Annotated in this window: 27 protein-coding genes; 15 read left to right on the forward strand and 12 right to left on the reverse strand. The window is 61.6% G+C overall.

The window, feature by feature from the left end; genetic code table 11:
* Positions 1 to 232: 232 nt before the first annotated feature.
* A complete protein-coding gene (locus FH041_RS13595; protein ID WP_111475208.1) occupies positions 233 to 1135 on the reverse strand; it encodes an alpha/beta fold hydrolase in 903 nt (300 codons plus the stop codon).
* Between the two features lie 224 nt (positions 1136 to 1359).
* Entirely contained in the window at positions 1360 to 1815 is a 456-nt protein-coding gene (locus FH041_RS13600) for a flavodoxin (RefSeq protein WP_104925848.1), read from the reverse strand.
* 111 nt (positions 1816 to 1926) lie between these two features.
* On the opposite strand from FH041_RS13600, the gene FH041_RS13605 reads away from it, so the two are divergent.
* From FH041_RS13605 to FH041_RS13630, 6 genes are all read left to right on the forward strand, one after another.
* A complete protein-coding gene (locus FH041_RS13605; RefSeq protein ID WP_140175125.1) occupies positions 1927 to 2355 on the forward strand; it encodes a PAS domain S-box protein in 429 nt (142 codons plus the stop codon).
* Between the two features lie 58 nt (positions 2356 to 2413).
* Positions 2414 to 3031: a hypothetical protein gene (locus FH041_RS13610; RefSeq protein WP_023534363.1), complete on the forward strand. Its 618-nt coding sequence runs from the start codon at positions 2414 to 2416 to the stop codon at positions 3029 to 3031.
* A gap of 172 nt (positions 3032 to 3203) precedes the next feature.
* A complete protein-coding gene (locus tag FH041_RS13615; RefSeq protein ID WP_059183330.1) occupies positions 3204 to 3764 on the forward strand; it encodes an antibiotic biosynthesis monooxygenase in 561 nt (186 codons plus the stop codon).
* A gap of 33 nt (positions 3765 to 3797) precedes the next feature.
* A complete protein-coding gene (folM, locus tag FH041_RS13620; protein WP_027914402.1) occupies positions 3798 to 4535 on the forward strand; it encodes a dihydromonapterin reductase in 738 nt (245 codons plus the stop codon).
* 9 nt (positions 4536 to 4544) lie between these two features.
* Positions 4545 to 4841 carry a DUF1244 domain-containing protein gene (locus tag FH041_RS13625; protein ID WP_027914401.1) on the forward strand — a complete coding sequence of 99 codons (297 nt, stop codon included), beginning with the start codon at positions 4545 to 4547 and terminating at the stop codon, positions 4839 to 4841.
* Positions 4834 to 5175 (forward strand): HopJ type III effector protein, encoded by a 342-nt coding sequence (locus FH041_RS13630; protein ID WP_110607116.1) that lies wholly within the window; start codon positions 4834 to 4836, stop codon positions 5173 to 5175. The genes FH041_RS13625 and FH041_RS13630 overlap by 8 nt, the downstream gene beginning before the upstream one ends.
* A 102-nt stretch (positions 5176 to 5277) precedes the next feature.
* Here the strand turns inward: FH041_RS13630 and fabV are convergent, their stop codons facing one another.
* Positions 5278 to 6489, reverse strand: coding sequence for an enoyl-ACP reductase FabV (gene fabV / locus FH041_RS13635; RefSeq protein ID WP_140175127.1), 1212 nt, complete (start codon positions 6487 to 6489; stop codon positions 5278 to 5280).
* A 287-nt stretch (positions 6490 to 6776) separates the two neighbouring features.
* On the opposite strand from fabV, the gene FH041_RS13640 reads away from it, so the two are divergent.
* Positions 6777 to 7955 carry an acetyl-CoA C-acetyltransferase gene (locus tag FH041_RS13640; protein ID WP_140174702.1) on the forward strand — a complete coding sequence of 393 codons (1179 nt, stop codon included), beginning with the start codon at positions 6777 to 6779 and terminating at the stop codon, positions 7953 to 7955.
* A 68-nt stretch (positions 7956 to 8023) separates the two neighbouring features.
* Here the strand turns inward: FH041_RS13640 and FH041_RS13645 are convergent, their stop codons facing one another.
* Complete coding sequence (locus FH041_RS13645) at positions 8024 to 8896, reverse strand: 5-methyltetrahydropteroyltriglutamate--homocysteine methyltransferase (RefSeq protein WP_042139756.1); 873 nt, start codon at positions 8894 to 8896, stop codon at positions 8024 to 8026.
* Positions 8897 to 9124: 228 nt separating this feature from the next.
* On the opposite strand from FH041_RS13645, the gene FH041_RS13650 reads away from it, so the two are divergent.
* Positions 9125 to 10609, forward strand: a complete 1485-nt coding sequence (locus FH041_RS13650; RefSeq protein ID WP_140174704.1) for a methylenetetrahydrofolate reductase C-terminal domain-containing protein — start codon at positions 9125 to 9127, stop codon at positions 10607 to 10609.
* Here FH041_RS13650 and yjiA read toward each other — a convergent pair.
* The 3 genes from yjiA to FH041_RS13665 form a co-directional block, all read right to left on the reverse strand.
* A complete protein-coding gene (yjiA, locus tag FH041_RS13655; RefSeq protein WP_140174707.1) occupies positions 10569 to 11546 on the reverse strand; it encodes a GTPase in 978 nt (325 codons plus the stop codon). The genes FH041_RS13650 and yjiA overlap by 41 nt on opposite strands.
* Positions 11547 to 11690: 144 nt before the next feature.
* Positions 11691 to 11888 (reverse strand): YbdD/YjiX family protein, encoded by a 198-nt coding sequence (locus tag FH041_RS13660; protein ID WP_023534469.1) that lies wholly within the window; start codon positions 11886 to 11888, stop codon positions 11691 to 11693.
* Positions 11889 to 11901: 13 nt separating this feature from the next.
* Positions 11902 to 13968 (reverse strand): carbon starvation CstA family protein, encoded by a 2067-nt coding sequence (locus tag FH041_RS13665; protein WP_023534399.1) that lies wholly within the window; start codon positions 13966 to 13968, stop codon positions 11902 to 11904.
* 213 nt (positions 13969 to 14181) lie between these two features.
* Between FH041_RS13665 and FH041_RS13670 the strand changes: the two genes are divergently transcribed.
* The 3 genes from FH041_RS13670 (at position 14182) to FH041_RS13680 (ending at position 17124) form a co-directional block, all read left to right on the forward strand.
* Positions 14182 to 14916 carry a lytic polysaccharide monooxygenase auxiliary activity family 9 protein gene (locus FH041_RS13670; RefSeq protein WP_165919226.1) on the forward strand — a complete coding sequence of 245 codons (735 nt, stop codon included), beginning with the start codon at positions 14182 to 14184 and terminating at the stop codon, positions 14914 to 14916.
* A gap of 62 nt (positions 14917 to 14978) precedes the next feature.
* The gene (locus FH041_RS13675; RefSeq protein WP_027914394.1) at positions 14979 to 15344 is read left to right on the forward strand and encodes a PilZ domain-containing protein; all 366 of its coding nucleotides are present in this window, start codon (positions 14979 to 14981) and stop codon (positions 15342 to 15344) included.
* Positions 15345 to 15606: 262 nt separating this feature from the next.
* Positions 15607 to 17124, forward strand: coding sequence for a nucleobase:cation symporter-2 family protein (locus tag FH041_RS13680; protein ID WP_027914393.1), 1518 nt, complete (start codon positions 15607 to 15609; stop codon positions 17122 to 17124).
* Between the two features lie 62 nt (positions 17125 to 17186).
* Here the strand turns inward: FH041_RS13680 and radA are convergent, their stop codons facing one another.
* Positions 17187 to 18557: a DNA repair protein RadA gene (gene radA, locus FH041_RS13685; RefSeq protein WP_023534442.1), complete on the reverse strand. Its 1371-nt coding sequence runs from the start codon at positions 18555 to 18557 to the stop codon at positions 17187 to 17189.
* 179 nt (positions 18558 to 18736) lie between these two features.
* On the opposite strand from radA, the gene mscL reads away from it, so the two are divergent.
* Complete coding sequence (gene mscL / locus FH041_RS13690; protein ID WP_023534347.1) at positions 18737 to 19147, forward strand: large-conductance mechanosensitive channel protein MscL; 411 nt, start codon at positions 18737 to 18739, stop codon at positions 19145 to 19147.
* A gap of 78 nt (positions 19148 to 19225) precedes the next feature.
* Here the strand turns inward: mscL and FH041_RS13695 are convergent, their stop codons facing one another.
* The gene (locus FH041_RS13695) at positions 19226 to 20002 is read right to left on the reverse strand and encodes a ferredoxin--NADP reductase (RefSeq protein ID WP_027914392.1); all 777 of its coding nucleotides are present in this window, start codon (positions 20000 to 20002) and stop codon (positions 19226 to 19228) included.
* Between the two features lie 205 nt (positions 20003 to 20207).
* Here FH041_RS13695 and FH041_RS13700 point away from each other — a divergent pair, with 205 nt between their 5' ends.
* Both FH041_RS13700 and FH041_RS13705 read left to right on the forward strand, forming a co-directional pair.
* Positions 20208 to 20915, forward strand: coding sequence for an autoinducer binding domain-containing protein (locus FH041_RS13700; RefSeq protein WP_027914391.1), 708 nt, complete (start codon positions 20208 to 20210; stop codon positions 20913 to 20915).
* Between the two features lie 97 nt (positions 20916 to 21012).
* On the forward strand, positions 21013 to 22137 hold the full coding sequence (locus FH041_RS13705) for a methyltransferase (RefSeq protein ID WP_028687617.1): 1125 nt from the start codon (positions 21013 to 21015) through the stop codon (positions 22135 to 22137).
* Positions 22138 to 22212: 75 nt separating this feature from the next.
* Here FH041_RS13705 and FH041_RS13710 read toward each other — a convergent pair whose 3' ends face one another.
* Genes FH041_RS13710 through FH041_RS13720 form a run of 3 tightly spaced genes read right to left on the reverse strand, consistent with a single transcriptional unit; the run spans position 22213 to position 24824 of the window.
* Positions 22213 to 22365, reverse strand: coding sequence for a DUF2474 domain-containing protein (locus FH041_RS13710; protein ID WP_033737044.1), 153 nt, complete (start codon positions 22363 to 22365; stop codon positions 22213 to 22215).
* Positions 22366 to 22376: 11 nt separating this feature from the next.
* Positions 22377 to 23384: a cytochrome d ubiquinol oxidase subunit II gene (gene cydB / locus FH041_RS13715; protein WP_027914389.1), complete on the reverse strand. Its 1008-nt coding sequence runs from the start codon at positions 23382 to 23384 to the stop codon at positions 22377 to 22379.
* A gap of 3 nt (positions 23385 to 23387) precedes the next feature.
* Positions 23388 to 24824, reverse strand: a complete 1437-nt coding sequence (locus FH041_RS13720) for a cytochrome ubiquinol oxidase subunit I (RefSeq protein ID WP_027914388.1) — start codon at positions 24822 to 24824, stop codon at positions 23388 to 23390.
* 355 nt (positions 24825 to 25179) lie between these two features.
* On the opposite strand from FH041_RS13720, the gene FH041_RS13725 reads away from it, so the two are divergent.
* On the forward strand, positions 25180 to 26400 hold the full coding sequence (locus tag FH041_RS13725) for an MFS transporter (RefSeq protein WP_027914387.1): 1221 nt from the start codon (positions 25180 to 25182) through the stop codon (positions 26398 to 26400).
* Positions 26401 to 26532: the final 132 nt, after the last annotated feature.

Genomic DNA, 26532 nt, shown 5'->3' on the forward strand with positions numbered 1-26532 from the left:
TGGTATGTAACGGTGAATGTCGCCGTATGCGGTTTTTCCAGCGGATTCAATTGCTTATTATCGGATCACTGGCTGCCACCGAGGGCTCTCCCCCCGCTCGCGGTGTCAGCCAGGTGTATCGACGTAGATTTTGAAGCTCCTTGATCTGACGTCTCGATTGACCGCTGCGAAAGGCAGCGGTTTTTTTTGCCTGCGATTTAGTGCTCAAGGGCCTGGTTGCCGCTTCAACGGGTCAGGACTGGGCCACCTTGAGCAAGCCGAACGCCTGGGCGGGCTCCCTGAACGCCAGGTAATGACGCAACACCTGTTGCGGCGCTTCGGTATGCGGATGATGACCAATACCCTGCAACAGCACGGCATCGGCGGTCGGTACGTGCCGACGGTAGTGTTCGACCATGTGCGCGCCATAAAGGGGATCGACTGCGCCAGCGATCAGACGCAACGGCACCGTCCCTTGCAGCGCCTGTGTCCAGCGATCACGGTGGCGCATGCGTTCAGGCACGTAACCGGCAAGCCTGTGCAGCACGCGCGTGCCGCGATTGGCAGCCAGCATGCTCCAGAAGTCGTCGAGCACGCTTTCGCTCGGGTGGGTACACGGCCCGTAGACACGGGTCAGGTGACGCACCAAGTCATCACGGCTGAACGAACGCGCCACCAACCACCCCAGGTGGCTTAGCAGCAGCTTCTGCAGCAGCAGCATGCGACAGCCTTCAGGAAACAGGCCGCTGTTGAGAAAGACGCAGCTGGCGATACTGGCACGCTGTTCATGATGCCGAGCCAGCAGTTCCTGAGCCACGTTACCGCCGTAGTCATGAGCCAGCACATCCACCGGCTGCTCGATCTGCAGGTGAGCCAGCAAGGCCTGCTGCAAGTCGGCCTGCTCCATCAGGCTATAGACGTGATCAACCGGTTTGGCCGAATCGCCGAACCCTAGCATGTCGCAGGCCACCACCCGATAGCGCTGGGCCAGAGGCCCCCACAGGTAATGCCAGTCCCAGCTCCCTGTAGGAAAACCATGTAGCAAAAGCAGGGGCGTTCCTTGCCCTGCGGTCCAGTAGCGGATGCTCTGGCCCCGGAATGTGAAACTCTGTCCCCGGGTACGCCAGACGCACAATGGAATTTCGGCCATGGGCATCGGAAGGCACCGGGTTAAGGAATATGGACGCGATAGGGCAAGGCTGCTGTCATTGCATGTCACCTCGGCACTTGCATGTGCTCTCTATGTCGAGACACAGTCTAGCCAGCGGCCGAGGCGCTTGAACTTGCGTTGCCAGCCAGCTTGATGACTGAGCGAGTCACCTGCACCAGCGGTAGGCGCAGCCTGCCTGGTTGCCGGCTGCGTTCCCGTCCTGCAAAACGTCAGGCATTCAGTGCCTGGGCCAGTTCAGCCAGCCACGGCTCGGCATCGGTTTCCGGTGTCACGCTCTCGCTGGCATCGAGCCGCAGCATGGGCAGCACCTCGTGCACGCCAAGTTCGGCAAACAGTTCGCGCATCTGTTCGCCGCCGCCGCAATACGTATCGCCATAACTGGAATCGCCCAAGGCGATGACTGCACCCGGCAGGCCACGCCAGGCGGCCGGTAGGGTGTCGCGAATGGCGCTATAGAGGGGCATGAGGTTGTCGGGCAGCTCGCCCATGCCGGTGGTGGAGGTCACCGCCAGCACTGCCTGCGGGCCGAACGCCTGCAGGTCGGGCAAAGAGGCTCGGTTGGCGTGCCAGGCCTCCAGGCCAGCAGCCTTGAGCAGCGATTCGGCGTGACGGGCGACTTCTTCGGCGGTGCCGTACACCGATCCGGAAATAATGACGACTTTCATCAGGGAAAAGGTTTCCGATACTGAGTGAAATCGTAGGATACTAGCACCCAGCGCTGGCACAAGGCCGTGGTAATGCCCGTGGCCCTCATCCCTTCACTGCATGACCTACACATGATCACTGCGCAGTTGCTGCAATCGATGGTCGATGCCTCGGACGACGGTATCGTGGTCGCCGAACAGGAAGGCGACGACACCATCCTCATCTACGTGAACGCGGCTTTCGAGCGCCTAACCGGCTACAGCCGAGATGAAATCCTGTACCAGGACTGCCGATTCCTGCAGGGAGACGACCGCGACCAACTGGGCCGCGCGCGCATCCGCAAGGCGTTGGCAGAGGGCCGGGCCTGCCGTGAAGTGCTGCGTAACTACCGCAAGGATGGCACCGGGTTCTGGAACGAGCTTTCGATTACCCCGTTAAGGCATGCGGCTGACCAGCGTCTGTATTTTATCGGCGTTCAGAAGGACGTTACCCGGCAAGTGGAAATGGAACGCGAACTGGCCGAGCTGCGCGTTCGTCAGAAAGCCGGTGACCAGACCTGAACCCCGGTTGTTTTTTGGAGTCAACTGGGTTGTAGAACCCTCCACATCGAGTTTCAAGATGCCCCCCGACACGCTTTTGACCCAGGATGAGCTGGACTATATCCAGGATGTCCAGCACTCCCCGCAGTTCGACATGGCCGAAGCCATGACGAGCCTCCTGGTCAATGGGGACAGCCGCATCCAGGGGCTGTTGACGCGCCTGGTCGCGCATGAGCAAGTCACCTTGCAGGCCCATGTCGACAACCAGCAGATCAGCATTCCGCTGCAGCTGATCGAAGACGAGTTCCATACGCTGCAATTGCAACTGGGCGCGCCTGACATTTTCGAGATAGGCCCCAGGCTGCGACCCTGGCGACTGACCCTTGATCCGCCCTGTGCGCTGCTCGACGCCCATGGTGACGACAGCGGGCTCTGGGTGTGTGACATTTCTGTCAAAGGTGTGCTTGTGCAAGTGCGCGACCTACCTGACGCCCCTGATGTCTTCACACTCCGATTCGCCCCGGACGGGGTCTGCCCGATCGAGCTTCACGGCAAGCTCGGCCGGCGTATCGACGGATCGAAGGCCGCTTATGACCTGAGTGGCACTGCCCAGGAAGACATCGAACGCCTGCGCGATTTCATTCTCCACAAGCACCGGCTGGCTCACCCTGAGTTGCATACGCAAATGCCCGGCTGAAGCCCACACCCGACGAACGCGCCGTGTTTACCCACCCTATGACTTACGCCTGCCCGGGCGATACGCCATAATCCGCGCCCACTTCTTGCATGCCTAACTGAGTCGACCACCACCCCGGCCGACACAGCCAAGGGGCCAGCTACCCGCCAGCCTCGTCGTCAGGAGATACACGATGTCTAGATCCCCCGTCACCTTGATGGTGTCGCGGCGCGCCGCCGACGGCCGCTACGAAGAATTGCTGGCCTGGCTCCATGAGGGCGAACAGCTGGCCACCGACTTCCCCGGCTACCTGGGCTCAGGGATTCTCGCACCGCCGCGCGACGGCGATGAGTTTCAGATCATCTTCCGCTTCAGTGACGAGCCGACCCTGCATGCCTGGGAACATTCGGCTTCCCGGCGCGCCTGGCTCAAGCGGGGCAACGGGCTGTTCGAGCGCCCCAGAGAGGCACGGGTCAGTGGCATAAACGACTGGTTCGGCACTGCCTTGGTGCGTAAACCACCCCGTTGGAAGCAGGCCACGGCGATCTGGCTGGCGTTCTTTCCGGTGTCACTGGCTTTCAATATGCTGTTCGGTCACTGGTTGGCAGGCATGGACCTGTTGCCACGCGTGCTTGTGAGCACCCTGGCGCTCACCCCCCTGATGGTGTACCTGTTCATCCCCCTTTCAACGCACCTGCTGGCGGGCTGGCTGCAGGGTTCGTCAACACGTGAACACGCCTGGCGTAGCCGGTAGGCGCAGGCCTCACACGCGCTGGGCAGTTGGGGTATGCTGGGCGGCAACCCTCGACAGATACAGTTGACCGCCCCGAACATGAACAGCCCTATCCTGATAACCGGAGCCAGCCAACGCGTCGGGCTGGCCCTGGCCATGGAACTGGCCCAGGCCGGCCATACGGTGGTCAGTGCCAGCCGCAGCGTCCAGCCGCAATCGCCACACCCCAACATCATCCCGTTCACGGCAGACTTGTGCCAGGTGGCCGATCGCCAGGCATTGGTCGACTACCTCTACAGCCATTACGATGGCCTGCGCGCCGTCATCCACAACGCTTCGCTGTGGCTCGACGATGGCCTGGCCAACCTCGAGACCATGTTCCGCCTTCATGTCGAAGCGCCCTATCATCTCAACCTGGCCTTGGGCGAGCTGTTGGCCAAGGTCGACAAGGCTGACATCATCCACGTCTGCGACGAGACATCCTCGCGCGGCAGCAAAAGCCACATCGGCTATGCCGCCACCAAGGCCGCGCTGCAGAACATGGTGTTGTCGTTCGCCGAAAAGTACGCGCCCACGGTGCACGTCAACGGTATTCTGCCTGGGCTGCTGATCCTCAAGGAGGGCGGCGACGAAGCCTATCGCCAACAGACACTGAAGAAGGCACTGCTGGAATTCGAACCGGGCGCCGGGCCGCTGATCGAGACGGTCAAGTACCTGCTTGCCAGTCAGTACAGCACCGGCAGCCAAGTGGTCATCAATGGTGGCCGCCACCTGAAAAACCGCATCATTTGAGAGAAGCCCATGACCCCACAGCAACAGCTTGAACTGGAGGCCGCCGCTTTCCGCCGGCTCGTGGAACACCTGCGTTCACGCACCGACGTGCAGAACATCGACCTGATGAACCTGTCCGGGTTCTGCCGCAACTGCCTGTCCAAGTGGTACAAGGCGGCAGCCGACGAGCGCCAGCTGGACCTGAGCCTGGACGAGGCGCGCGAAGCCGTCTACGGCATGCCTTACGGCGAGTGGAAGGCCCAGTACCAGAAAGAGGCCAGCCCCCAGCAGCAGGCCGCATTCGAACAAGGAAAACCCCGTGACTGATCTGACTACCCTGCGCGCCAGCCTGGACAGTGGTGAACATGTGTTCGCCGACACCCTGGCATTCATTGCCGAACACTATGCCTATCAGCCCCGGGCCTTCAGCAACGGTGACGTCGAAAACGCAGCCGGGCAGAACGAAGGTTCATGCAAGACCTTGGGCCTGGCGTTGCTCGAGGGATTGAGTGATCGTGAAGCGCTGCTGGCTTTTGGCGAGCATTATCGAGATGTGCAGGCCACACCCGAGGGCCAAGACCATGGGAATATCCGTGCGCTGATCGCGTATGGCCTGGCAGGCGTCAAGTTCGAGACACTGCCGCTGTCGCGCAAGGCTTGATGAGGGGCTGCCATCCAGTGGACTGCGCCCTGGAGGTCGGCATCGCAGCATGAATACCGGGGCTGCCTGGCAGCCCCGGTAATCTGAACCCAGAGCGCTCGATTACAGCTGGACGCAATCGAACTGCACTTCGGTCGCCACATCTGCGTCGTAGTCGACGTCAGTGCGCTCGAAGCCGAACAGGTTCAGGAACTGCTTCTTGTAACCGGCATAGTCGGTCAGCTCGAACAGGTTCTCGGTAGTCACCTGTGGCCACATGGCCTTGCAGGCGTCCTGCACGTCATCGCGCAGTTCCCAGTCGTCCAGGCGCAGACGGCCTTTCTCGTCGACCTGCGCTGGCGCGCCGTCGGTGCGATACATACGGTCACGGAACATGCGATCGAGCTGATCCTGGGTACCTTCGTGGACGCCCTTCTCCTGCATGATCTTGAACACCATCGACAGGTACAGCGGCATCACCGGGATGGCCGAGCTGGCCTGGGTCACGACCGACTTGAGCACAGCCACATTGGCGCCGCCCTTTACGTCAGCCGCCAGCTTCTGGTCCAGGCGCAGAGCAGTGTCGTCCAAGTCCTGCTTGGCCTTGCCCAGGGCGCCGTGCCAGTAGATGGGCCAGGTGATTTCGGTGCCGATGTAGCTGAAGGCGACGGTGCGGGCGCCTTCGGCCAGCACATCGGCACCGGCCAGGGCATCGATCCACAGCTGCCAGTCCTGGCCACCCATGACGGTCACGGTGTCGGCGATTTCCTGCTCGGTGGCCGGCTCGATGCTGGCCTCGATGATGGCGTCCTTGTTGGTGTCGATGGCCGTCGACTTGTACGGCTGGCCAATCGGCTTGAGCGCCGAGCGCACCAGTTCGCCTGTCTGTGGCAGCTTGCGCACCGGTGAGGCGAGCGAATAGATGACCAGGTCGACCTTGCCGCCCATGTCGTTCTTGATCAGCTCGATGACCTTGGCCCGCGCTTCGTCGGAGAAGGCGTCACCGTTGATCGACTTGCTGTACAGGCCCTCGGCCTTGGCGAACTTGTCGAACGCCGCCGCGTTGTACCAGCCGGCGGTGCCGGCTTTGGTTTCGGTGCCTGGCTTTTCGAAGAACACGCCCAGGGTGTCGGCCTTGAAACCGAAGGCGGCAGTGATGCGCGCCGCCAGGCCGTAGCCACTGGAGGCACCGATGACCAACACCTTCTTCGGACCATCCTCGCGTACGCCCCGTTTGCGGGTGGCTTCGATCTGGTCACGGACGTTGAGCTCGCAGCCCTTGGGATGAGTCGTGGTGCAGATGAAACCGCGGACCTTAGGATGAATGATGGCCAATGTCTGTACCTCGTCTGGTTTATGCACGATAACGCCACGCAGGGCGTTTTCAAAAGTGGACTGAGGGGTAAGACTCACCCCGCAGGTCAGGCGACACATCTTAAGGGTTGAGCGCAGCGATGCAAAATCGGTGGCCGACTGGCGACGGAGCGCCCTGTCCGGACGCCCTCTTCCTGCGCCTAGGCATTGATTCGGTTTTCCTATCAATAGGCAACAAAAACAAACTTAACAAATGAGCAAAATGGGCCGATGCTGGGTGCCCTCACCTTCAGACGGAGAACAACAACATGAACGAAGTGGTGATCGTCGCCGCGACCCGCACCGCCATCGGCAGCTTCCAGGGCGCCCTGGCTGGCGTCCCGGCCGTCGACCTGGGGGCAGCCGTGATCAAGCGTCTGTTGGAGCAAACCGGGCTGGATCCGGCGCAGGTCGACGAGGTGATCATGGGCCAGGTGCTGACGGCCGGCGTCGGGCAGAACCCTGCTCGTCAGGCAGCCATCAAGGCAGGCCTGCCGTTCAGCGTGCCTGCCTTGACCCTGAACAAGGTCTGCGGCTCGGGGCTCAAGGCACTGCACCTGGGCGCCCAGGCCATTCGCTGCGGCGATGCCGAGGTGGTGATCGCCGGCGGCCAGGAAAACATGAGCCTCGCCCCTTATGTCATGCCTTCTGCCCGCACCGGCCAGCGCATGGGCCATGGTCAGTTGATCGACAGCATGATCAGCGACGGCCTGTGGGACGCGTTCAACGATTACCACATGGGCATCACTGCCGAAAACCTGGTGCAAGAGTACGGGCTGAGCCGCGAACAGCAGGACGCTTTTGCGGCCGAGTCGCAGCGCAAGGCGGTGGCAGCCATCGCCGCTGGCCGCTTCGAGGCTGAAATCACCCCGATCTTGCTGCCCCAGAAAAAAGGCGAGCCCAAGGTTTTCGCTCAAGACGAACAGCCACGCTCGGACACCACGGTCGAATCCCTCGCCAAACTGCGTCCTGCCTTCAAGAAGGATGGCAGCGTGACGGCAGGGAATGCCTCCAGCCTCAACGATGGGGCTGCGGCAGTGCTGCTGATGAACGCTGAAAAGGCCCAGGCATTGGGCTTGCCCGTGCTGGCCAGGATCACGGCCTATGCCAGCGCTGGAGTCGACCCTGCCGTAATGGGGATCGCCCCTGTCTCTGCGACTGAACGCTGCCTGGGCAAGGCAGGCTGGCACTTGGCCGACCTGGATCTGATCGAAGCCAACGAGGCGTTTGCGGCCCAGGCGCTGGCGGTTGGCAAGGCGCTTGCGTGGGATGCTTCGCGGGTCAACGTGAACGGTGGGGCGATTGCGCTGGGTCATCCCATCGGTGCATCCGGATGCCGCGTGCTGGTCACCTTGCTGCACGAGATGATCAAGCGCGATGCCAAGAAAGGCCTGGCCACGCTGTGTATCGGTGGTGGACAAGGCGTGGCCCTGGCGATCGAGCGCTGAACAACCGAGCCACGGGCACCCGGGGGCCGCTAAGCACGCCAGTGCGCAGCGGCACCTGCCATGCACGATCAGGCGCTGGCCACCTGCAGGGCATCGAACGTGGGTGGCGTCGCCTTGATCGGGTCATTGAGCGCCTTGGCCAGCCGGGCGACATCCTCACAGGCCTGCACGGCGACGCCCAGCGGGCTGTGCAGCAGTGAACAGGCCGTACCGATCCACAGTCGCTCCCCCAGACGCTCATTGGCTTCACACAGCCAGTGCCACTTGCTGTCCAGGGCATGCTGGGCATCGTTTTCTGCATCGACCAGGCCCAGCGACAGCACCTTGTAGGCAGGCAGACGGTCCAGGGTGGTCGTCAGCTGTTCAGGGTCACTCACCAGGTCGATGTGCAAGCCGTCCACCGGCAAGTTCGCGGCCAGGCCAAGGTTGCCCTGCAAGCCACCGGCCCATGTCGCGATCAGCTTCTTCAACGGGGCACGCTGCAGAATGTTGTAAACCCGCTCGTAGGCGTTTTTCCAGTCCTGCGGCAGCGCCTGGGCAAGGATCGGCTCATCGATCTGCACCCACTGCACGCCTAGTTCGGCCAGACGATTGAGAACGTCGTCATAGTGCGGAAGCAGTTCGTCTACACATTCCAGCACCAGGCTGTGCCCGTCTTGCGCCGCGCTTTGCCACAAATAGGTCAAAGGGCCGACAAGAACAGGTTTGACGGTGTGGCCAAGCGCACTGGCCTGGGCCACTTCCTTCAGCAGCTGATCGGCAAGCTGGGTGAAAGGCTGCGTCACTGGCGTGCGAGGGTCGCGCACGGCCCCACCCTGCCAGTCCACATCGCCCACAGGCAACAGCTCGATCCCGGCGTCTTTCTGCATTTGCCAATGACGTGCGCGCAGCGCGTGGTCGTTGCCCGTGCGTGGAAAGCCCAGGTTGTGCGCCAGTGCCATGTGTGTTCCCCAGTGTGCAGAAATGATGGCGGCATTTTCAGATCGATTGGCGTTTGAAACAAACTCAATAAATTTGAGATCAACCCAAGTTTTTCTCATGTTCACTCACATTGGGCGCGCCCGCGGCTCATTGCCATGTCTTGATCAGATCAGTGCCCTGCGCACCCGGGCATGACCCGCTCGCAGGGCTGGCGCACAATGCCAGCCTGCCAACACCCGGTGTCCGTCATGAGCGTGCTCAAAACCGCCCTGCAAGAGCAGCAATTCGCTTGCGTCATGGAGTTCGTCCCCAAACCGTCAGCAGAGCGTTTTGCGGCGATGGACGCAATAATGGCCCGTGGGCAAGTGTGTGGCTGGCCGATGACACTTGCCATCGGTGACCGAGTGAGCAGCCCGCTTGACATGTCTCCCCTGGACGCCTTGGCCTGTTTCGAGCACCCGGTGCCCGCCCTGCCTCACTTCTCCGGCAAGGACCGGGAGCGCCACCATTTGCTCGCCCAGATGCGGCGCATGGACGCTGCAGGCCAGCACCAGCTGCTGATGCTGACAGGGGATCGCCTGCCAGGCCATACGCCAGGCGAGCGCCCGGTGCGGTACCTGGAATCGGTCGCAGCGTTGCAGATCGCCCGTCAGGCCTATCCACACTGGTGGCTGGGCGCAGCACTCAACCCGTTCAAGTACCGAGAGGAGGAAGGTGCCGCTCAGTACCTGAAGGCTGAAAAGAAATTGGCAGCCGGTGCCGACTTTTTCATCCTGCAGCTAGGTTTCGATGCCGCCAAGCATCAGGAGGCCATGCACTGGATGCGCCGCCAACGCGCGCCTAAACCCCTGCTGGCCTGTCTCATGAGCCTTACCCAAGGCCGCGCGGGCATGCTCGATCATGTCGCAGGCGTGACCGTCACCCCGTCGATGCGGCAAATGCTGGAAGCCGAGACGGCGCAATCCAAGGCCTTTGCCCAGGCGCGCAGCATCGACCGCCTGGCCCTGCAGGTCATTGGGGTGAAGCTGATGGGCTACGCCGGCGTGCACCTGTCGGGCATTCATGAGCCCAGCCAGCTGCTTGCCTTGGAGGCACGCCTTGAGCACTGGCAGGCGCACGTGACCACGCTGGAGCAATGGGCGCCTGCCTGGCAGGCCAGCTGGCAAATGCCTGGCCTACCGGCGGTGACGTTTCATCCACCGCAGGCGGCGTGGCGCGAGGGAGAGTCACGTGTCGTGGCCTCGTTTGCGCAGAAAGCCCGCTACCACGCCATGCATGGCATGCATGGCCTGCTGTTCAGCCGTAGCAATCCGGTGAGTCAGCTGTTCGGGTGGGCGGTTCGCCAGCCGATGTGGACGACAGGCCTGGGCGCCCAGGTGCTGCACAGCCTGGAGCGGGCCGTAAAGCGGCCCCTGCTTGGCTGCGACACCTGCGGTCGTTGCCGCCTTGAAGACACCTTGTACACCTGCCCCGAGACCTGCCCCAAGGGCCTGGCGAACGGGCCCTGCGGCGGTACCACGTTGAACCGGTGCGAGTTTGGCGATCGTGAGTGCATCCACAGTGCCAAGTACCGCACGGCCAAGGCGGTGCGGCAAACCGACGTGCTGGCCCAGCGCCTGATCCCTTGCGTGGAGCAGCACACCCGCCATCGAAGCTCCTGGCCGGGTTGGTTCGGCGCCCAGGCTCAGCCCGTCACTCGGCCGTCAGCGCCTCGAAGCCGGCCCGAATCGTAGCTTCGGGAAGGTCGTCGGCAATGAACACCATGACGCTCTCGCGCGGTTCGGCCTCTGCCCATTCAGCGTCCCAGTCGAACCCGTAGAGCTTGAGCACGCCCTGGAACACCAGCTTGCGGTCCTCGCCCGCGATATTGAGCACGCCCTTGTAACGCAACAACTGCGTGCCATGGTTTTCCAACAGGCCATTCATGAAGTCGCTGAGGCGGTCGATATCCAGCGCCTTGTCGGTGCGCAACACCAAGGTGGCGATACGGTCCGGGGTGGCGGGTTTGAGCACTGGACGCAGGGTGGGTTTGAGGTTGACGCCCAGGTCTGGGTTGAGGTTGAAGCCGCGTACATCGAGCAGTGCACCCAGGTCGATGCAGCCTTGTTCGACCACATGCAGGGCTGCCCGCCCATTGATGCGGGCCAGGCGCTCGCGCAGGGCTTGCACGGTGGCCGGCTCCACCAGGTCGGTCTTGCTCAGCAGCAGGCGATCGGCAAAGCCCACCTGGGCCTGGGCGATGGTCTGGGTCAGATGGACGTCGGCATGGGCGGCGTCGACCAGGGTGATGATGCCGTCCAGGATGTACCGCTCGCGCAGCTCTTCGTCGATGAAGAACGTTTGTGCCACTGGCGCAGGGTCGGCCAACCCTGTGCACTCAATCACCAGCCGATCAAAGGCGATTTCGCCGGCGTCGAGCCGCTCCAGCAGCAGGAACAGAGCACGGGTAAGGTCGCCATGAATGCTGCAGCACACACAGCCGTTGGCCAGGGTCATGACCTGCACCGGCTCGTCGCCGAGCAACTGGCTGTCGATGCCTGCTTCGCTGAACTCGTTTTCGATCACGGCCAGCCTCAGGCCATGCTCGGCCTTGAGCATGTGCTTGAGCAGCGTGGTCTTGCCGGCACCGAGAAAGCCGGTCAGTACGGTTACGGGAATCGGGGTCTGCACGCAGAACATCTCCTGTTCGGAAAAAACACAGGCCCCACCGCGACAGGCCTGCGTTGACCGCCAGTGGCTGCCCCCAAGGGGAGCAGGCTGGTCGATGAACGCAGGCTGCCGACGGTGAGGCCGGTACAGCTCAACGCTTGTGGCTTAACAGCATTTGGGCCCGGACTTGCCACCATAACGCGCTTCCTGGCGCTCTCGGAAGAACGCTTCGTACGTCATGACCGGTTTGTCCGGATGCGTTTTGTTCATGTGTTCGACGTAATTGTCGTAATCAGGCATGCCCACCATCAAGCGTGCAGCCTGCCCCAGGTATTTGCCCAGCCGACCCAGGTCATTGAACATCGCAGCAGTCCTCTCAAGCGTCAGGCAGTGCCTGGAACGGGGTTTCCTTGTCGGTCCGCTCTTTGCGACCCCAGGCGGCGTAACCCACCTTGATCGCGAAGAACAGAATGCTGAACACCACCAGCAGGAACAGGATGGTTAGCCCGGCGTTGGTATAAGCGTTGTAGATCACGTGCTGCATCTGCCCGATGTCCTTGGCCGGTGCCAGTACCTGCCCAGCGTCCAGCGCGGTGCTGTATTTCTTGGCCAAGGCCAGGAAACCCACGGCTGGGTTGGGATCGAACAGCTTGATCAGGCCGGCCGCCGTGGTGCAGATCAGCAACCAGGTGGCTGGCAGCAGGGTGACCCAGATGTAGCGCTGGCGCTTCATCTTGATCAGCACCACGGTGCCCAGCATCAATGCGATACCGGCCAGCATCTGGTTGGAAATGCCGAACAGCGGCCACAGGGTGTTGATACCCCCGAGTGGGTCGATCACGCCTTGATAGAGCAAGTAGCCCCACATGGCCACGCAACCGGCAGTAGCCAGCAGGTTCGCGCCCCACGACTCGGTGCGCTTGAGCGCCGGCACGAAACTGCCCAGCAAATCCTGCAACATGAAGCGCCCGGCACGAGTACCGGCGTCCACGGCGGTGAGGATGAACAAGGCCTCGAACAAAATGGCGAAGTGGTACCAGAACGCCATGGTGTTCTCGCCTGGCAACACTTGGTGAAGAATCTGCGCGATACCCACGGCCAATGTCGGCGCACCGCCGGCGCGGGCCAGAATGGTGTGCTCGCCAATGTCACGGGCAACCGCCTCAAGCTGCTCAGGCGTAATCAAGAAGCCCCAGCTGCTGACCGTCTGCGCCACCGAAACCGTGTCTGCACCTACCACGGCAGCCGGGCTGTTCATGGCGAAATACACGCCCGGCTCGATCACCGAAGCCGCGACCATGGCCATGATCGCCACGAACGATTCCATCAGCATGCCACCGTAGCCGATGTAGCGGGCGTTGGTTTCGTTATCCAGCAGCTTGGGCGTGGTGCCCGACGAGATCAGGGCATGGAACCCCGATACCGCGCCACAAGCGATGGTGATGAACAGGAACGGGAACAGCGTGCCCTTCCAGACCGGGCCGGTGCCATCGGTGAACTGGGTCAACGCTGGCATCTTGAGCTCAGGGGCGATGATCAGGATGCCGATGGCAAGGCCCACGATGGTGCCGATCTTGAGGAAGGTCGACAGGTAGTCACGCGGGGCCAACACCAGCCAGACCGGCAGCACGGCGGCGACGAAGCCGTAGCCCACCAGCATCCAGGTGATCTGTACACCGGTAAAGGTGAAAGCTGGGCCCCAGACCGGATCCGCAGCAATCTGGCCGCCCAGCCAGATGGAAGCAAGCAGCAGCACTACGCCGATGATGGAAATCTCACCGATGCGGCCGGGGCGGATATAGCGCATGTAGACGCCCATGAACATGGCGATCGGGATGGTCGCCATCACCGTGAACATGCCCCAGGGGCTCTCGGCCAAGGCCTTGACCACGATCAGCGCCAGCACCGCGAGGATGATGATCATGATCAGGAAACAGCCGAACAGGGCGATGGTGCCCGGTATGCGGCCCATCTCTTCACGCACCATGTCGCCCAGTGAACGGCCGTTGCGGCGGGTGGACAGGAACAGGACCATGAAGTCCTGGACGGCACCTGCCAGTACCACACCGGCAATCAGCCACAGGGTGCCGGGCAGGTAGCCCATCTGCGCCGCCAGTACTGGCCCGACCAAGGGACCTGCGCCGGCGATGGCCGCGAAGTGGTGGCCGAAGAGGATGTGCTTGTTGGTTGGAACATAGTCCAGACCGTCATTGTTGAGCACCGCAGGGGTGGCGCGGCGCGGATCGAGTTGCATCACCTTGGTGGCGATGAACAGGCTGTAATAGCGGTAGGCGACCAGGTAAATGGCCACTGCCGCGACCACGATCCACAAGGCATTGATCGCTTCGCCACGGCGCAGGGCGACGACACCCAGCGCGCAGGCTCCCAGGACTGCCAGCACCAGCCACGGGAGGTGGCGTAGCAGGCTGTTGTTATTGTTCATAGTTGGCTTCCAGCTGAGAGGTTGGAATGGTCAGCACACTGAGTCTAGGGCCTGCTGGTCGCCTTTACCATCTCCAATTGCATGCCGATCTACAGCGCAACGCCACGTGGTAGAGCGGTACTGCACTGCCGAATACCTGGTAGTTCTGCCAGTTGTCCCGCCAGGGCCGATTGGCCGACCTTTGAACTTCCAACTCAGAGCAAGGAAGTCGCCATGAACTCACTTCATCTCATCATCGCAGCCAGCCTTGCGGCAGGCAGTATGCACGTCAATGCCGCACCTGTAGAGCCGATGCATGGCGCCGTGGAGGTGCCTATTTCCAGGCAGTACTACTGTTATCAACAAGGTGACTACAACTGGCCAGTCGACGGTTCCAACATCAAGAGCGCTGGGTGCAAGGCTGCTTACCAACATGTCTATAAAAAGTTTGGCAACAATGCGCAACAGGCTGTTTACCAGTTCAATCAATGGCATGAGGTGTCGAAGAACGTCGTTGATTTCCGCAATAAGGAGGCTGTCAAAAAAGCCATTCCAGATGGTCAGCTGTGCTCGGCAGGCAATAGCCTGACGGACACGAAAACGAAGGCTGCGCAGGTCAATGACAAGAGCGGCCTGGACGTCCCTGCCGATTGGCACGTCCAGGACTGGAAAAAAGATGACGACAACAAAGCCCACATGCGCTACAAAATCATGGCGCCGCACAACCCTAGCTACTGGGAAATCTATGTGTCCAAGCCGGACTACAACCCCACCCAGCAGCCTTTGAAATGGGATGACTTGGAGCTGGTACAGGAAATCGGAGATGTCCAGCCTGTCAATGGCTACTACGAGTTCGACGTCGATCTCAAGGAGCACACTGGCCGACGCGTGGTCTACACCCGCTGGCAACGCGATGACGCTGCAGGTGAGGGTTTCTACAACTGCAGCGACGTGAATATCGTCAAGTAACGTAGGGACGAATCCGGGGATCATGGCTGGTCTATAGTCTGAACATCAGATGAGGACTCGCCATGACCCCGCCACCTTCCGAACGCCGCCGCTTCCAACGCATCGATTTCGACGCACCTGCCGAACTTCGCCAAGGCGAACAGCGCTGGCCTGCCAGACTCATCGATCTCTCCCTCAAAGGCCTGTTGGTCGAGCGCCCGACCGACTGGACCCCGGACCCTACCCAGAACTACGAGGCCGTTATTCAGCTCGACGCCGATACCTGGGTGAAAATGCAGGTCGAACTGCGCCATGAAGAACCCACGCGGCTGGGCTTCGTGTGCCTGTACATCGACATCGACTCCATGAGCCACCTGCACCGTCTTGTGGAACTGAACATTGCTGACAGCACCGAAATGATGCGTGAGCTGCGCGAACTGATCGAATAACAGGATCTATTAGCTGGCTATCTTCTTGACCGTTAGTCCTTTCCTGTCCATCTAGACAGCTTCCTGCCTAGTGCAGGCATCGTTGTATACACCCTTTTCTCATAAGCGCTTCGGGTTGGTATGCCTCCTGCAACAAGGATGCATACGCCCTGAGGCTTTACCCTGCGGCGCTTGGATCAAAATATTGTATACAATTTGTGTAGTACCTGTAGGCAATAACTGACTACAGTAGCTCCACAACAATAAACAGAGAGCCTGCGCCATGACTACGTCCACAAGCACGTCTCCCGCCCAGCGACCAGAGGACGAAAACCTCGGCCTGGGTGCCAACCTGGCCTATGGCCTGCAGCATGTGTTGACCATGTATGGGGGAATTGTCGCCGTACCCTTGATTCTGGGGCAGGCCGCAGGCCTCAATGGCGCAGAAATCGGCATGCTTATCGCCGCTTCGCTGTTTGCAGGTGGCTTGGCGACCTTGCTTCAGACCCTGGGTCTGCCATTTTTCGGCTGCCAGCTCCCTTTGGTACAGGGGGTGTCGTTTGCCGGCGTCGCCACCATGGGCGCCATTCTCAGCAGTGAAAGTGGGGGCGGGCTGCCGGGGGTGCTCGGCGCGGTAATGGCCGCCTCGCTGATAGGGCTGCTGATCACCCCGGTATTCTCGCGCATCACCAAGTTCTTCCCACCGCTGGTAACCGGCATCGTGATCACCACCATCGGCCTGACGCTGATGCCGGTGGCCGCGCGCTGGGTAATGGGTGGCAACAGTGCCTCACCTGATTTCGGCAGCATGGCCAACATCGGCTTGGCGGCGCTTACCTTTGCCATCGTGCTGCTGCTGAGCAAACTGGGTAGCGCGACGATATCCCGGTTGTCCATCCTGCTGGCGATGGTGGTCGGTACGCTGATCGCCTGGGCACTGGGCATGACCGACTTCAGCAAGGTTACCGAAGGCCCTGTTTTCGCCTTCCCCACGCCCTTTCACTTCGGCATGCCGGAGTTCCACATCGCGGCCATCCTGTCGATGTGCATCGTCATCATGGTGACGCTGGTCGAAACCTCGGCCGACATCCTGGCCGTGGGTGAGATCATCGGTACCAAGGTCGACTCCAAGCGCCTGGGCAATGGCCTGCGCGCCGACATGGCCTCAAGCATCCTGGCACCGGTGTTCGGCTCGTTCACGCAAAGTGCGTTCGCCCAAAACGTCGGCCTGGTGGCGGTTACTGGCGTGCGCAGCCGTTACGTGGTGGCCACCGGCGGTCTGATCCTGGTCGTACTGGGCTTGCTGCCAATCATGGGGCGCATCATCGCCGCAGTGCCTACCCCCGTGCTGGGCGGCGCGGGCATCGTGTTGTTCGGCACGGTGGCAGCCAGCGGCATCCGCACCTTGTCCAAGGTCAGCTACCAGAACAATGTCAACCTGATCATCGTTGCCGCTTCCCTGGGCTTTGGCATGATTCCGATCGCCGCACCGGCCTTCTATCACCAGTTCCCCACCTGGTTCGAAACCATCTTCCACTCAGGCATCAGTTCGGCGGCGATCATGGCCATCCTGCTGAACCTGATCTTCAACCATTTCACGGCAGGCAATTCGGACCAGCAGTCGGTGTTCGCTGCCGGCTACGAACGCACCATTCGCTATTCGGATATCTCCGCACTGCGCGACGGTGACTATTTCAAGGATGGCAGGCTGTTCGATGCCGAAGGCCACGAGGTGCCGATGAGGGGCCAGGACGAGCATGGCAGTGAGCCGGTCAAGCGCGCAGCAGTCGCCGAGCACTGACCTATCACGTGGGTGTTGTACCGGGCCGATGCGCATCGTCGGCCCTTTTTTTCGCCTGTGAACTATTCGAACAAGGCATCCAGCGCCTGCTCAAGGCGCGTCACAGCGATGACCTGCAACCCTGCAGGCGCCTCCTTGGGTGCATTGCCCTTGGGCACGATGGCACGCTTGAAGCCGTGCTTGGCAGCCTCCTTGAGCCGCTCCTGGCCACTGGGTACAGGCCGCACCTCACCCGACAGGCCGATTTCCCCGAACACCAGCAGGCCATGGGCCAGCGGCCGATTGCGCAGGCTGGACATGACCGCAGCGAGTAACGCCAGGTCCGAAGCCGTTTCCAGCACTTTCACACCGCCCACCACGTTCAGGAACACATCCTGATCGTGGGTCGGGATGCCCCCATGCCGGTGCAGAACGGCCAGCAGCATGGCCAGACGGTTCTGATCCAGGCCCAGGGTGACGCGGCGCGGGTTGGCCAGGTGGCTGTCATCGACCAGGGCCTGGACCTCGACCAGCATCGGCCGGGTACCTTCCCAAGTGGCCATCACGACGCTGCCAGGGACTTCTTCCTGGGTGCGATTGAGAAAGATCGCCGAGGGGTTGGAGACCTCTTTCAAACCCCGGTCGGTCATGCCGAACACGCCCAGCTCGTTTACCGCGCCGAAGCGGTTCTTCACCGCTCGCAGCAGCCGCAGGCGACCGTCGGATTCGCCCTCGAAATACAACACGGTATCGACCATGTGCTCCAGCACCCGCGGGCCTGCCAGCGAGCCCTCCTTGGTCACGTGGCCCACCAGGAAGATCGCTGTGCCACTTTGCTTGGCATAACGCACCAGCAGCGCCGTACTTTCACGCACCTGCGCCACCCCGCCCGGGGCGGATTGCAACTGTTCGGTGAAGATGGTCTGGATGGAGTCGATCACCATTACCCGTGGCTTTTCCTGACGGGCGGTGGCGATGATGGTTTCGATGCAGGTTTCGGTCATGACCTTGAGCTGGTCCTGGGGAAGGCCCAGACGCCGGGAGCGCATGGCCACCTGCTGCTGGGATTCCTCGCCAGTGACGTACAACGCCGGCATGCCGACGGCGATATTGCACAGGGTCTGCAGCAGAATCGTCGATTTGCCGATCCCAGGGTCGCCACCGATCAAGACCACGGAGCCATCGACCAGGCCACCGCCCAGCACACGGTCGAGCTCGGTGCTGCTGGTGGTGAAGCGCGGTATCTCCTCGACGCTGACCTCAGCCAGGGTCTTGATCTGCGCCTGCTGCCCCGTCCAGCCGGCGCGGCCCGTGCTGGGGGCTGCGGCGCCGCCGCTCTCGATCATGGTTTCGACCAGCGTGTTCCAGGCGCCACACTCGCCACACTGGCCAGCCCATTTCGGAAAAGTCGCGCCGCACTCGGTGCAGCCATACAAGCGCTTGGCCTTGGCCATGGGTGAGTGCCTCCGGGCAAAACCTGCATGATACCCGAGCCTGACCGTGTCCCGAATGCCTTGGGATGCGACAAAACTATTCGGTGCGACAGAAGTCACTACCCCTGAATGCAGCGCATGAAGCGTTTAAGTGGCTTACACTGCGTTTACCTCACCATTTGTTACAAAGGAATCGAAACATGGGCATGATCAGTGAGTTCAAGGCCTTCGCGGTCAAAGGCAATGTCGTCGACATGGCGGTAGGTATCATCATCGGCGCGGCCTTCGGCAAGATCGTCTCGTCCTTCGTCGGCGACGTGGTCATGCCACCACTGGGCCTGCTGATCGGCGGCGTTGACTTCAGCGACCTGGCCATCACCTTGAAGGCGGCGCAAGGCGACGTCCCGGCCGTGGTGCTGGCCTATGGCAAGTTCATCCAGACCGTGATCGATTTCGTGATCATCGCCTTTGCGATCTTCATGGGCGTCAAAGCCATCAATCGGCTCAAGCGCGAAGAGGCCGTGGCGCCAAGCGTGCCGCCGGCGCCGTCGCCCGAGCAGACCCTGCTCACCGAGATCCGCGACCTGCTCAAGGCTCAGAACCGGCCCTGAAGCTCACCGTTACAGGCTGCAGGAAGCGGCGAACCTCCATGCACCGCTTCACCCCTGTAGCCTGTAGCGGCACGTCGGCTACCAGTACGTCTCGACGGCCACCTGGCCCGGCCGTTTGCTAAGGCTCAACTGCAGGTCGCGGGCCTTGAGCACCTTGCGCGTTTCATCGATCATCTCAGGGTTGCCGCACAGCATGATTCGCGAGTGCTCGGGTGACAGCTCAAGCCCCGCGGCTTTTTCCAGCTCGCCGTTTTCGATCAATGTGGTGATGCGCTGATTCAGGGCGCCTGGATGTCGCTCACGCGTCACGACCGGGATGAACTGCAACTTGCCGGCATGCTCGGCCAGGTACTCACGCTGTTCCAAGCCAGCGATTTCATTCAGATAGGCCAACTCCCTGGCCTCTCGCACCGAATACACCAGTTTGATGTTGTCGAAGCGTTCCCAGGCTTCGAAGTCCTGCAGAATCGACATGAAAGGCGCAATGCCTGTACCCGTGGCCAGCAACCACAGGTCGCGTCCGTCGACAAAGCGGTCAAGGGTGAGAAAGCCGAAGGCCTGACGCTCCACCAATAGCGTATCGCCCTCACCCAGTCGGCTAAGCTCACTGGTGAACTCACCGCCCGGCACTACGATTGAAAAGAAATCCAGGTATTCATCGTGGGGTGCGCTGACCATGGAATAGGCGCGCCAAACCACACTGCCATCCGCCTTGGCCACGCCCAGGCGTGCAAATTGACCGGAGCGAAAGCGAAAACCCGCATCCCGGGTAACCCGCAGGCTGAAGAGGTTCGGCGTGAGCGGCTGAACATCGAGCAAGGTCTGGCGGGTGAATTTTTCGTCGCTGGCGGTCATGTCGGGCTCCATGTCTTGGGTCCCCACAGTGTCGCGCAAAGCGCCCGGGATAAAAACCACTGGGTTTTTGCGGCTTCAAGAGCTGTACAAAGGTAATCAGAAATACAGCACAGTTATAGCGAAAAAGATGAACACAGTGATCTGGATCTATCTACACTGGTCACGTACCCATATGGACTGGGCCGCGTCGCCCTTGGAGATTGGCATGTTTCACTGGAACCCCGAGCACCTGCACGCCCTGGTGAGCGAGCGTAGTCCTCGGAAGCTGTTCGACATCGCGGTGCATCTCGCTCAGGACATGGATTTCGAATTTTTGGGCCTCAAGCTTCGCATCCAGATCGCCACCCAGACACCTCGCCATTACTTGTACAGCAATTATCCCAAGGCCTGGATCGAACGCTACCAGCACGAAGAGTTCTACAAGCAGGACGCCGCGGCTGCGCTCAGCCACAACTCGACCAACCCTGTGGTATGGAGCGACGAGGTCTACCGCGAGGCACCGCATTTTCGCGAAGCGGCCTGCGAGCATGGCCTGCGTCATGGCTGGACCCAGTCCTTGCATGATCTGCAGCACAACGAAAGCCAAATGAGTGTGTCCCGGCCGCTACGCAAGGTCGAGACCGCCGAGCTGTTCGAAAAAGCCGGTGCCATCCAGTGGTTGTGCCATACCGTACATGCGGTGCTGAGCGCCCATCACCTCGATGCACTGTGCCCATCCCAACCCAAGATGAGCGAACGGGAACTGGAAGTGCTGAAGTGGTCTGCGGCCGGCAAGACGGCTGCCGATGTCGCCTGCATCCTGTCGCTGTCGCAGAGTACGGTGAACTTTCATATTCGCAGCGTGATCACCAAGACCAATGCCGCCAACAAGGCAGGCGCCGTCGCCATTGCCGCGTTGCGCGGCTGGATCTGACGCCAGGGCCTGCGAGCCCAGCCAAAGCCCTGTAGAATCGCTCGACCAGGCCTGCAGCGAACGGTTGCGGGCAGCTTTGTACCCGAGCCAGATTGCCATGCCCCTGTTGACCACGCCCTTCGCCGAACTCGATCTGATCCGCCAGCCAGACCAGGCCAACGACCCCTTGCAGGCCTTTGACGCCGCCGATGAGTACCTGCTCGAACAATTGCATGCCCAGGCATTGCCAGGCGGCAGCCGTGTGCTGGTGCTCAACGACAGTTTCGGGGCGCTGGCGGTGAGCCTTGCCGGACACATGCAGGTGACCAGCAGCGGCGACTCCTACCTTGCTCAACTCGCGCTAGGCAAGAACCTGGCACGTAACGGCCTGCCTGCGGACAGCGTTTCGTTAGTGCCTGCCTGCCACACCTGGCAAGGCCCCTTCGATCGGGTAGTGATCAGAGTGCCCAAGACGCTTGCCTTGCTCGAAGAGCAACTCATTCGGCTGCAAGGGCACCTGGCCCCAGGAGCGCTGGTGATCGCCGGGGCCATGATCAAGCACCTTCCCCATGCCGCCGGCGACCTGCTGGAGAAGTATGTCGGACCTATGCAAGCCTCGCTGGCACGTAAAAAAGCCCGGCTGCTGACCGCCACGGTGGAGGCGCGTCCCGCCTTCACCTCGCCCTACCCCAGCCGCTATCGCCTGGAATCGCCACCGCTGGAACTGCTCAACCATGCCAATGTCTTCTGTCGTGAAGGCCTGGACATTGGTACGCGGGCGTTTCTTCCGCATTTGCCGGACAACCTGGGCAATGCCCGGGTCGCAGACCTGGGTTGCGGCAACGGCGTGCTGGCCATTGCCAGCGCCCTGAAAAATCCAGACGCCCAGTACACCCTGGTGGACGAGTCTTACATGGCCGTACAGTCGGCACGGGAAAACTGGCAGCTTGCGCTGGGCGATCGGCCAGCCGATTTTCTGGCCGCAGACGGCTTGGCCGGCATCGAAAAACAGTCACTGGACATAGTGCTGTGCAACCCGCCCTTTCACCAGCAGCAAGTGGTGGGTGATGTGCTGGCCTGGCGCATGTTCCAGCAGGCCCGCGAGGCGCTGGTGGTCGGTGGCGCCTTGTATATCGTGGGCAACCGCCACCTGGGCTATCACAGCAAGCTTGCCCGCCTGTTCCGAGGCGTGGAGCAGGTGGCGGCAACGCCCAAGTTCGTGGTGCTCAAGGCACGCAAGTAACTGTCCACAGGTAGCGCACCGCACGGCGTCAGGGTCAGCAGACGCGTACAGCGCGCTACCTGTCGATGCCAGGGCTCAGTGGGTAGTCAACCCGGCTGCGCTCATGAACAGGCGCATCAACCAGGCCGCCACACCCAGCGCGGCCACACTCAACGCCCAGATCAACACCAACCAGCCCAGGCGCTGCCACAGCGGTTTCTTGCCTTCCACGTCCTGCTCATGGGTCATGGTGCGGCCTCCTAGTGATAGCCCTGGTCATGGGTGACCTTGCCGCGGAACACGTAGTAGCTCCAGAAGGTGTAACCCAGGATCAGCGGAAGAATGAACAGCGTTCCCACCAACATGAAGCCCTGGCTTTGCGGCGGCGCGGCAGCCTCCCAGATCGAGATCGATGGCGGGATGATATTGGGCCACAGGCTGATGCCCAAGCCGCTGTAACCCAGGAAGATCAGCCCCAGCGTCAGCAAAAACGGCATGTAGTTCGCGCTACGGGCTACTGCCTTGAACAGGTTGTAGAAGGTCAACAGCACCAGGATCGGCACCGGCATGAACCACACCAGGTTGGGCATGCTGAACCAGCGATCGGCAATCTGCGGATAGGCGATTGGCGTCCACAGGCTGACCACACCCATTACAGCCAGCAGCACAAGCGCCAGCGGCCGTCCAAGCTTGTGCATCTGTTCCTGAAGCGGCCCCTCGGTCTTCATGATCAGCCAGGTACACCCTAGCAGCGCGTAGGCCACGATCAGCCCCAAGCCGCAGAACAGGCTGAAGGGTGTCAGCCAGTCCAGCGAGCCACCGGCGTAATGCCGATCCACGACCTTGAAGCCTTCGATGAAGGCGCCCAGCGCCACGCCCTGGAAGAACGTTGCCACCAGAGAGCCCCAGATGAACGCCTTGTCCCACAGATGGCGACCAGCGTCGGTGGCCTTGAAGCGGAACTCGAAGGCCACGCCCCGGAAGATCAGACCGATCAGCATCAGAATCAGTGGCAGATAGAGCGCCTCGAGCACGACGGCATACGCCATCGGGAACGCGCCGAACAGCCCCGCGCCACCCAGCACGAGCCAGGTCTCGTTGCCGTCCCAGACCGGTGCGACCGTGTTCATCATCACGTCGCGGTCACGCTCGTGTTTGACGAAGGGGAAGAGCATGCCAATGCCCAGGTCGAAGCCGTCCATCACCACGTACATCATGACGCCGAAGATGATGATGCCGGCCCAGATCAGTGGAAGATCGATACCCATGGCTCAGTTCCCCTTGCTCAGGTCTGCAGTGGTGGCATCGCTGCCTTCGTCGGCGGCGGACAATGGCCGCGCCGGCGTGCGTTTGCGGCCAGGACCGCCCGGACGCTGCTGATCGCCTTCACCGGTATGCGGGCCCTTGCGCACCAGGCGCATCATGTAGGCGAACCCTGTGCCGAACAGGGCGAAGTACACCACCACGAACGCCACCAGGGTGAACCCCAGTTGGGCATAGCTGTGGTTGGAGACGCCGTCGGCCGTGCGCATCAGCCCGTAGACCACCCAGGGCTGGCGGCCGATTTCGGTGGTGAACCAGCCGGCGAGGATTGCCAGCAATCCTGAAGGCCCCATCCAGGTCACGAAATGCAGGAACGGCCGCGAGGTGTACAGCTTGCCGCCTTTGCGCAATACAAGGCTCCACACGCCAGCGGCGATCATCAACATGCCCAGCGCCACCATGATGCGGAAGGACCAGAAGATGATGGTGGAGTTGGGCCGGTCTTCAGGCGGGAACTCCTTCAATGCCGGCACCTGCTTGTCCAGGCTGTGGGTGAGAATGAGGCTCCCGAGCACTGGGATCTCGATCTTGAACCGTGTCGTTTCAGCTTGCATGTCCGGGATGCCAAAGAGGATCAACGGGGTAGGCTCGCCAGGAGGGTTCTCCCAATGCCCTTCGATGGCAGCGATTTTCGCCGGTTGATGCTTGAGGGTATTGAGCCCGTGGAAGTCGCCGATCACTGCCTGGATGGGCGCGACGATCAGCGCCATCCACATGGCCATGGAAAGCATCTTGCGCACCGAGGGGTTGTCGCGTCCACGCAGCAGGTGCCAGGCAGCCGATGCCCCCACGAAGAAGGCGGTGGCGACGAATGCCGCCGTGGCCATGTGCATCAGGCGGAACGGGAACGAAGGGTTGAAGATGACCGCGAACCAGTCGACCGGAATCACGCGACCATCGATGATTTCGTGACCTTGCGGGGTATGCATCCAGCTGTTCGAGGCCAGAATCCAGAAAGTGGAAATCAGCGTTCCGAGCGCCACCATGCAGGTGGCGAAGAAATGCAGGCCACGGCCTACGCGGTTCCAGCCAAAGAGCATCACCCCCAGGAAACCTGCCTCGAGGAAGAAGGCGGTCAGCACCTCGTAGGTCAACAGGGGCCCGGTGACCGAACCTGCGAACTCGGAAAAACGGCTCCAGTTGGTGCCGAACTGATAGGCCATGACCAGGCCCGAGACCACGCCCATGCCGAAGTTGACTGCGAAGATTTTCGACCAGAAGTGGTACAGGTCCCGATAGACCTGCCTGTCTGTCTTGAGCCACAACCCTTCGAGCACCGCCAGGTAACTGGCCAGGCCGATAGTGATGGCAGGGAACAGGATATGGAAGGACACGGTAAACGCGAACTGGATCCGGGCAAGATCCAGTGCCTCCAGACCGAACATAGGTGCTACCTCATCAGATAATCCGGCGGTCGGGCACTCGGCCCTGTCGCCCACTGCCCCCACATAGTCGAGTACGGCGTGTTGGAATTGTTCTGTTCGATGTGCAGGGATTGCGGCCAAAGGCCGAAATCGTCGGGGATCGTTGCAAACGCAACGATTGATCCAGGTCAACGATATGAATCAAGCATAGCCCCGAATAGCCCGGTGCGAGGTGTGGTTGTTTGCCGCGTGACCGGTTGCCCCACCCCCTGTTCAGCGGCACCGAAACGGTGTCGGACACGGTAAACAGCAACTATTTGTTACATACAGATGATAGGCTGCGGAGCTTCCCCTGCATCGAGGTCACAGGTGTCCGATGTCCGAGACTGAACCGCCGCTGTTGCGTCACCATCGCCCTTTTCTGGCGTTCTGGCTGGCACGGGTCTTCACCGCCAGCGGATTCCAGATGTTGACCGTGGCGATTGGCTGGCACCTGTATCAGCTGACCGGCAACGTGCTGGACCTGGGACTTGTCGGACTGGTGGAGTTCGCACCCCGTGTGCTGTTCATGCTGCACACCGGCCATGTGGCAGACCGCTATGACCGGCGCAAGGTTGCCGCCCTGTGCCAATGCCTGCAAGGGCTGATCGCACTGGCCCTGGCGCTGGGCAGCGCCACGGATCAGGTCAGCCGCGAACTGATTTTCGTGCTGGCGTTTCTGCTCGGCGCCACCCGTTCGTTCGAGATGCCGGCGACCCAGGCGCTGCTGCCCAACGTCGTGCCCGCGGGCCTGTTTCCACGGGCGGTCGCCGCGTCGGCCTCTGCGACCCAGTCGGCTACCATTGTGGCGCCCGCCGTGGGCGGCTTCCTGTACGCATTCGGCAGCGGCTGGGTCTACGGCCCGACCGTGGCGTTGTATGCCATAGCCTGTGTGCTGACCCTGAGCCTGCAGGCGCGAGGACAAGTCGTTCAACGGGGCCGTGCCACCGTCGAGTCGCTGCTGGCCGGCATTCGTTTCATTCGCAGCCGGCCGGATATCCTGGGCGCCATCTCGCTGGACCTGTTCGCCGTGCTGCTGGGCGGGGCCACAGCGCTGCTGCCGGTATTTGCCAAGGACATCCTGCTGACAGGGCCGCTGGGGCTCGGGCTGCTGCGTTCGGCGCCCGCAGTAGGCGCGTTACTGATGTCGGTGTGGTTGGCGCGCTTTCCCTTCGAGCGCAAGGTGGGCCGAACCATGTTCACGGCAGTGGGCGTCTTTGGCGTGGCCACTATCGCGTTCGGCCTGTCCACATCCTTCTGGTTTTCCCTGGCGGTCCTTGTGGTACTGGGCGCTGCCGACATGATCAGCATGGTCATTCGAGGCGCTTTCGTGCAGTTGCATACCCCGGACGAAATGCGCGGGCGCGTCAGCGCCGTCAACGGGCTGTTCATCGGTGCCTCCAATCAGCTCGGCGAATTCGAATCGGGGGTCACCGCGCACTGGTTTGGTACGGTGCCAGCCGTCGTCATGGGTGGGGTGGGCACCTTGGTGGTGACGGGAGTGTGGATAAAACTGTTCCCCACGTTGGCCAACCGGGACCGTTTGCACGAAGACTGAAAGGCCGCCCCAGCGGCCCTGTACGCCAGGCGCACCGGGGCGCGGCCAGCCTATTCCCAGACGGCCATAGGCCCCTGCCCGGCATGCTGGTATGATGCGCGGCTTTTTTCTGCCCCATAGAAATCACGGCAG

The sequence above is a fragment of the Pseudomonas sp. SWI7 genome, from assembly GCF_006351945.1.
In the GTDB taxonomy this organism is placed as follows: Bacteria; Pseudomonadota; Gammaproteobacteria; order Pseudomonadales; family Pseudomonadaceae; genus Aquipseudomonas; species Aquipseudomonas fulva.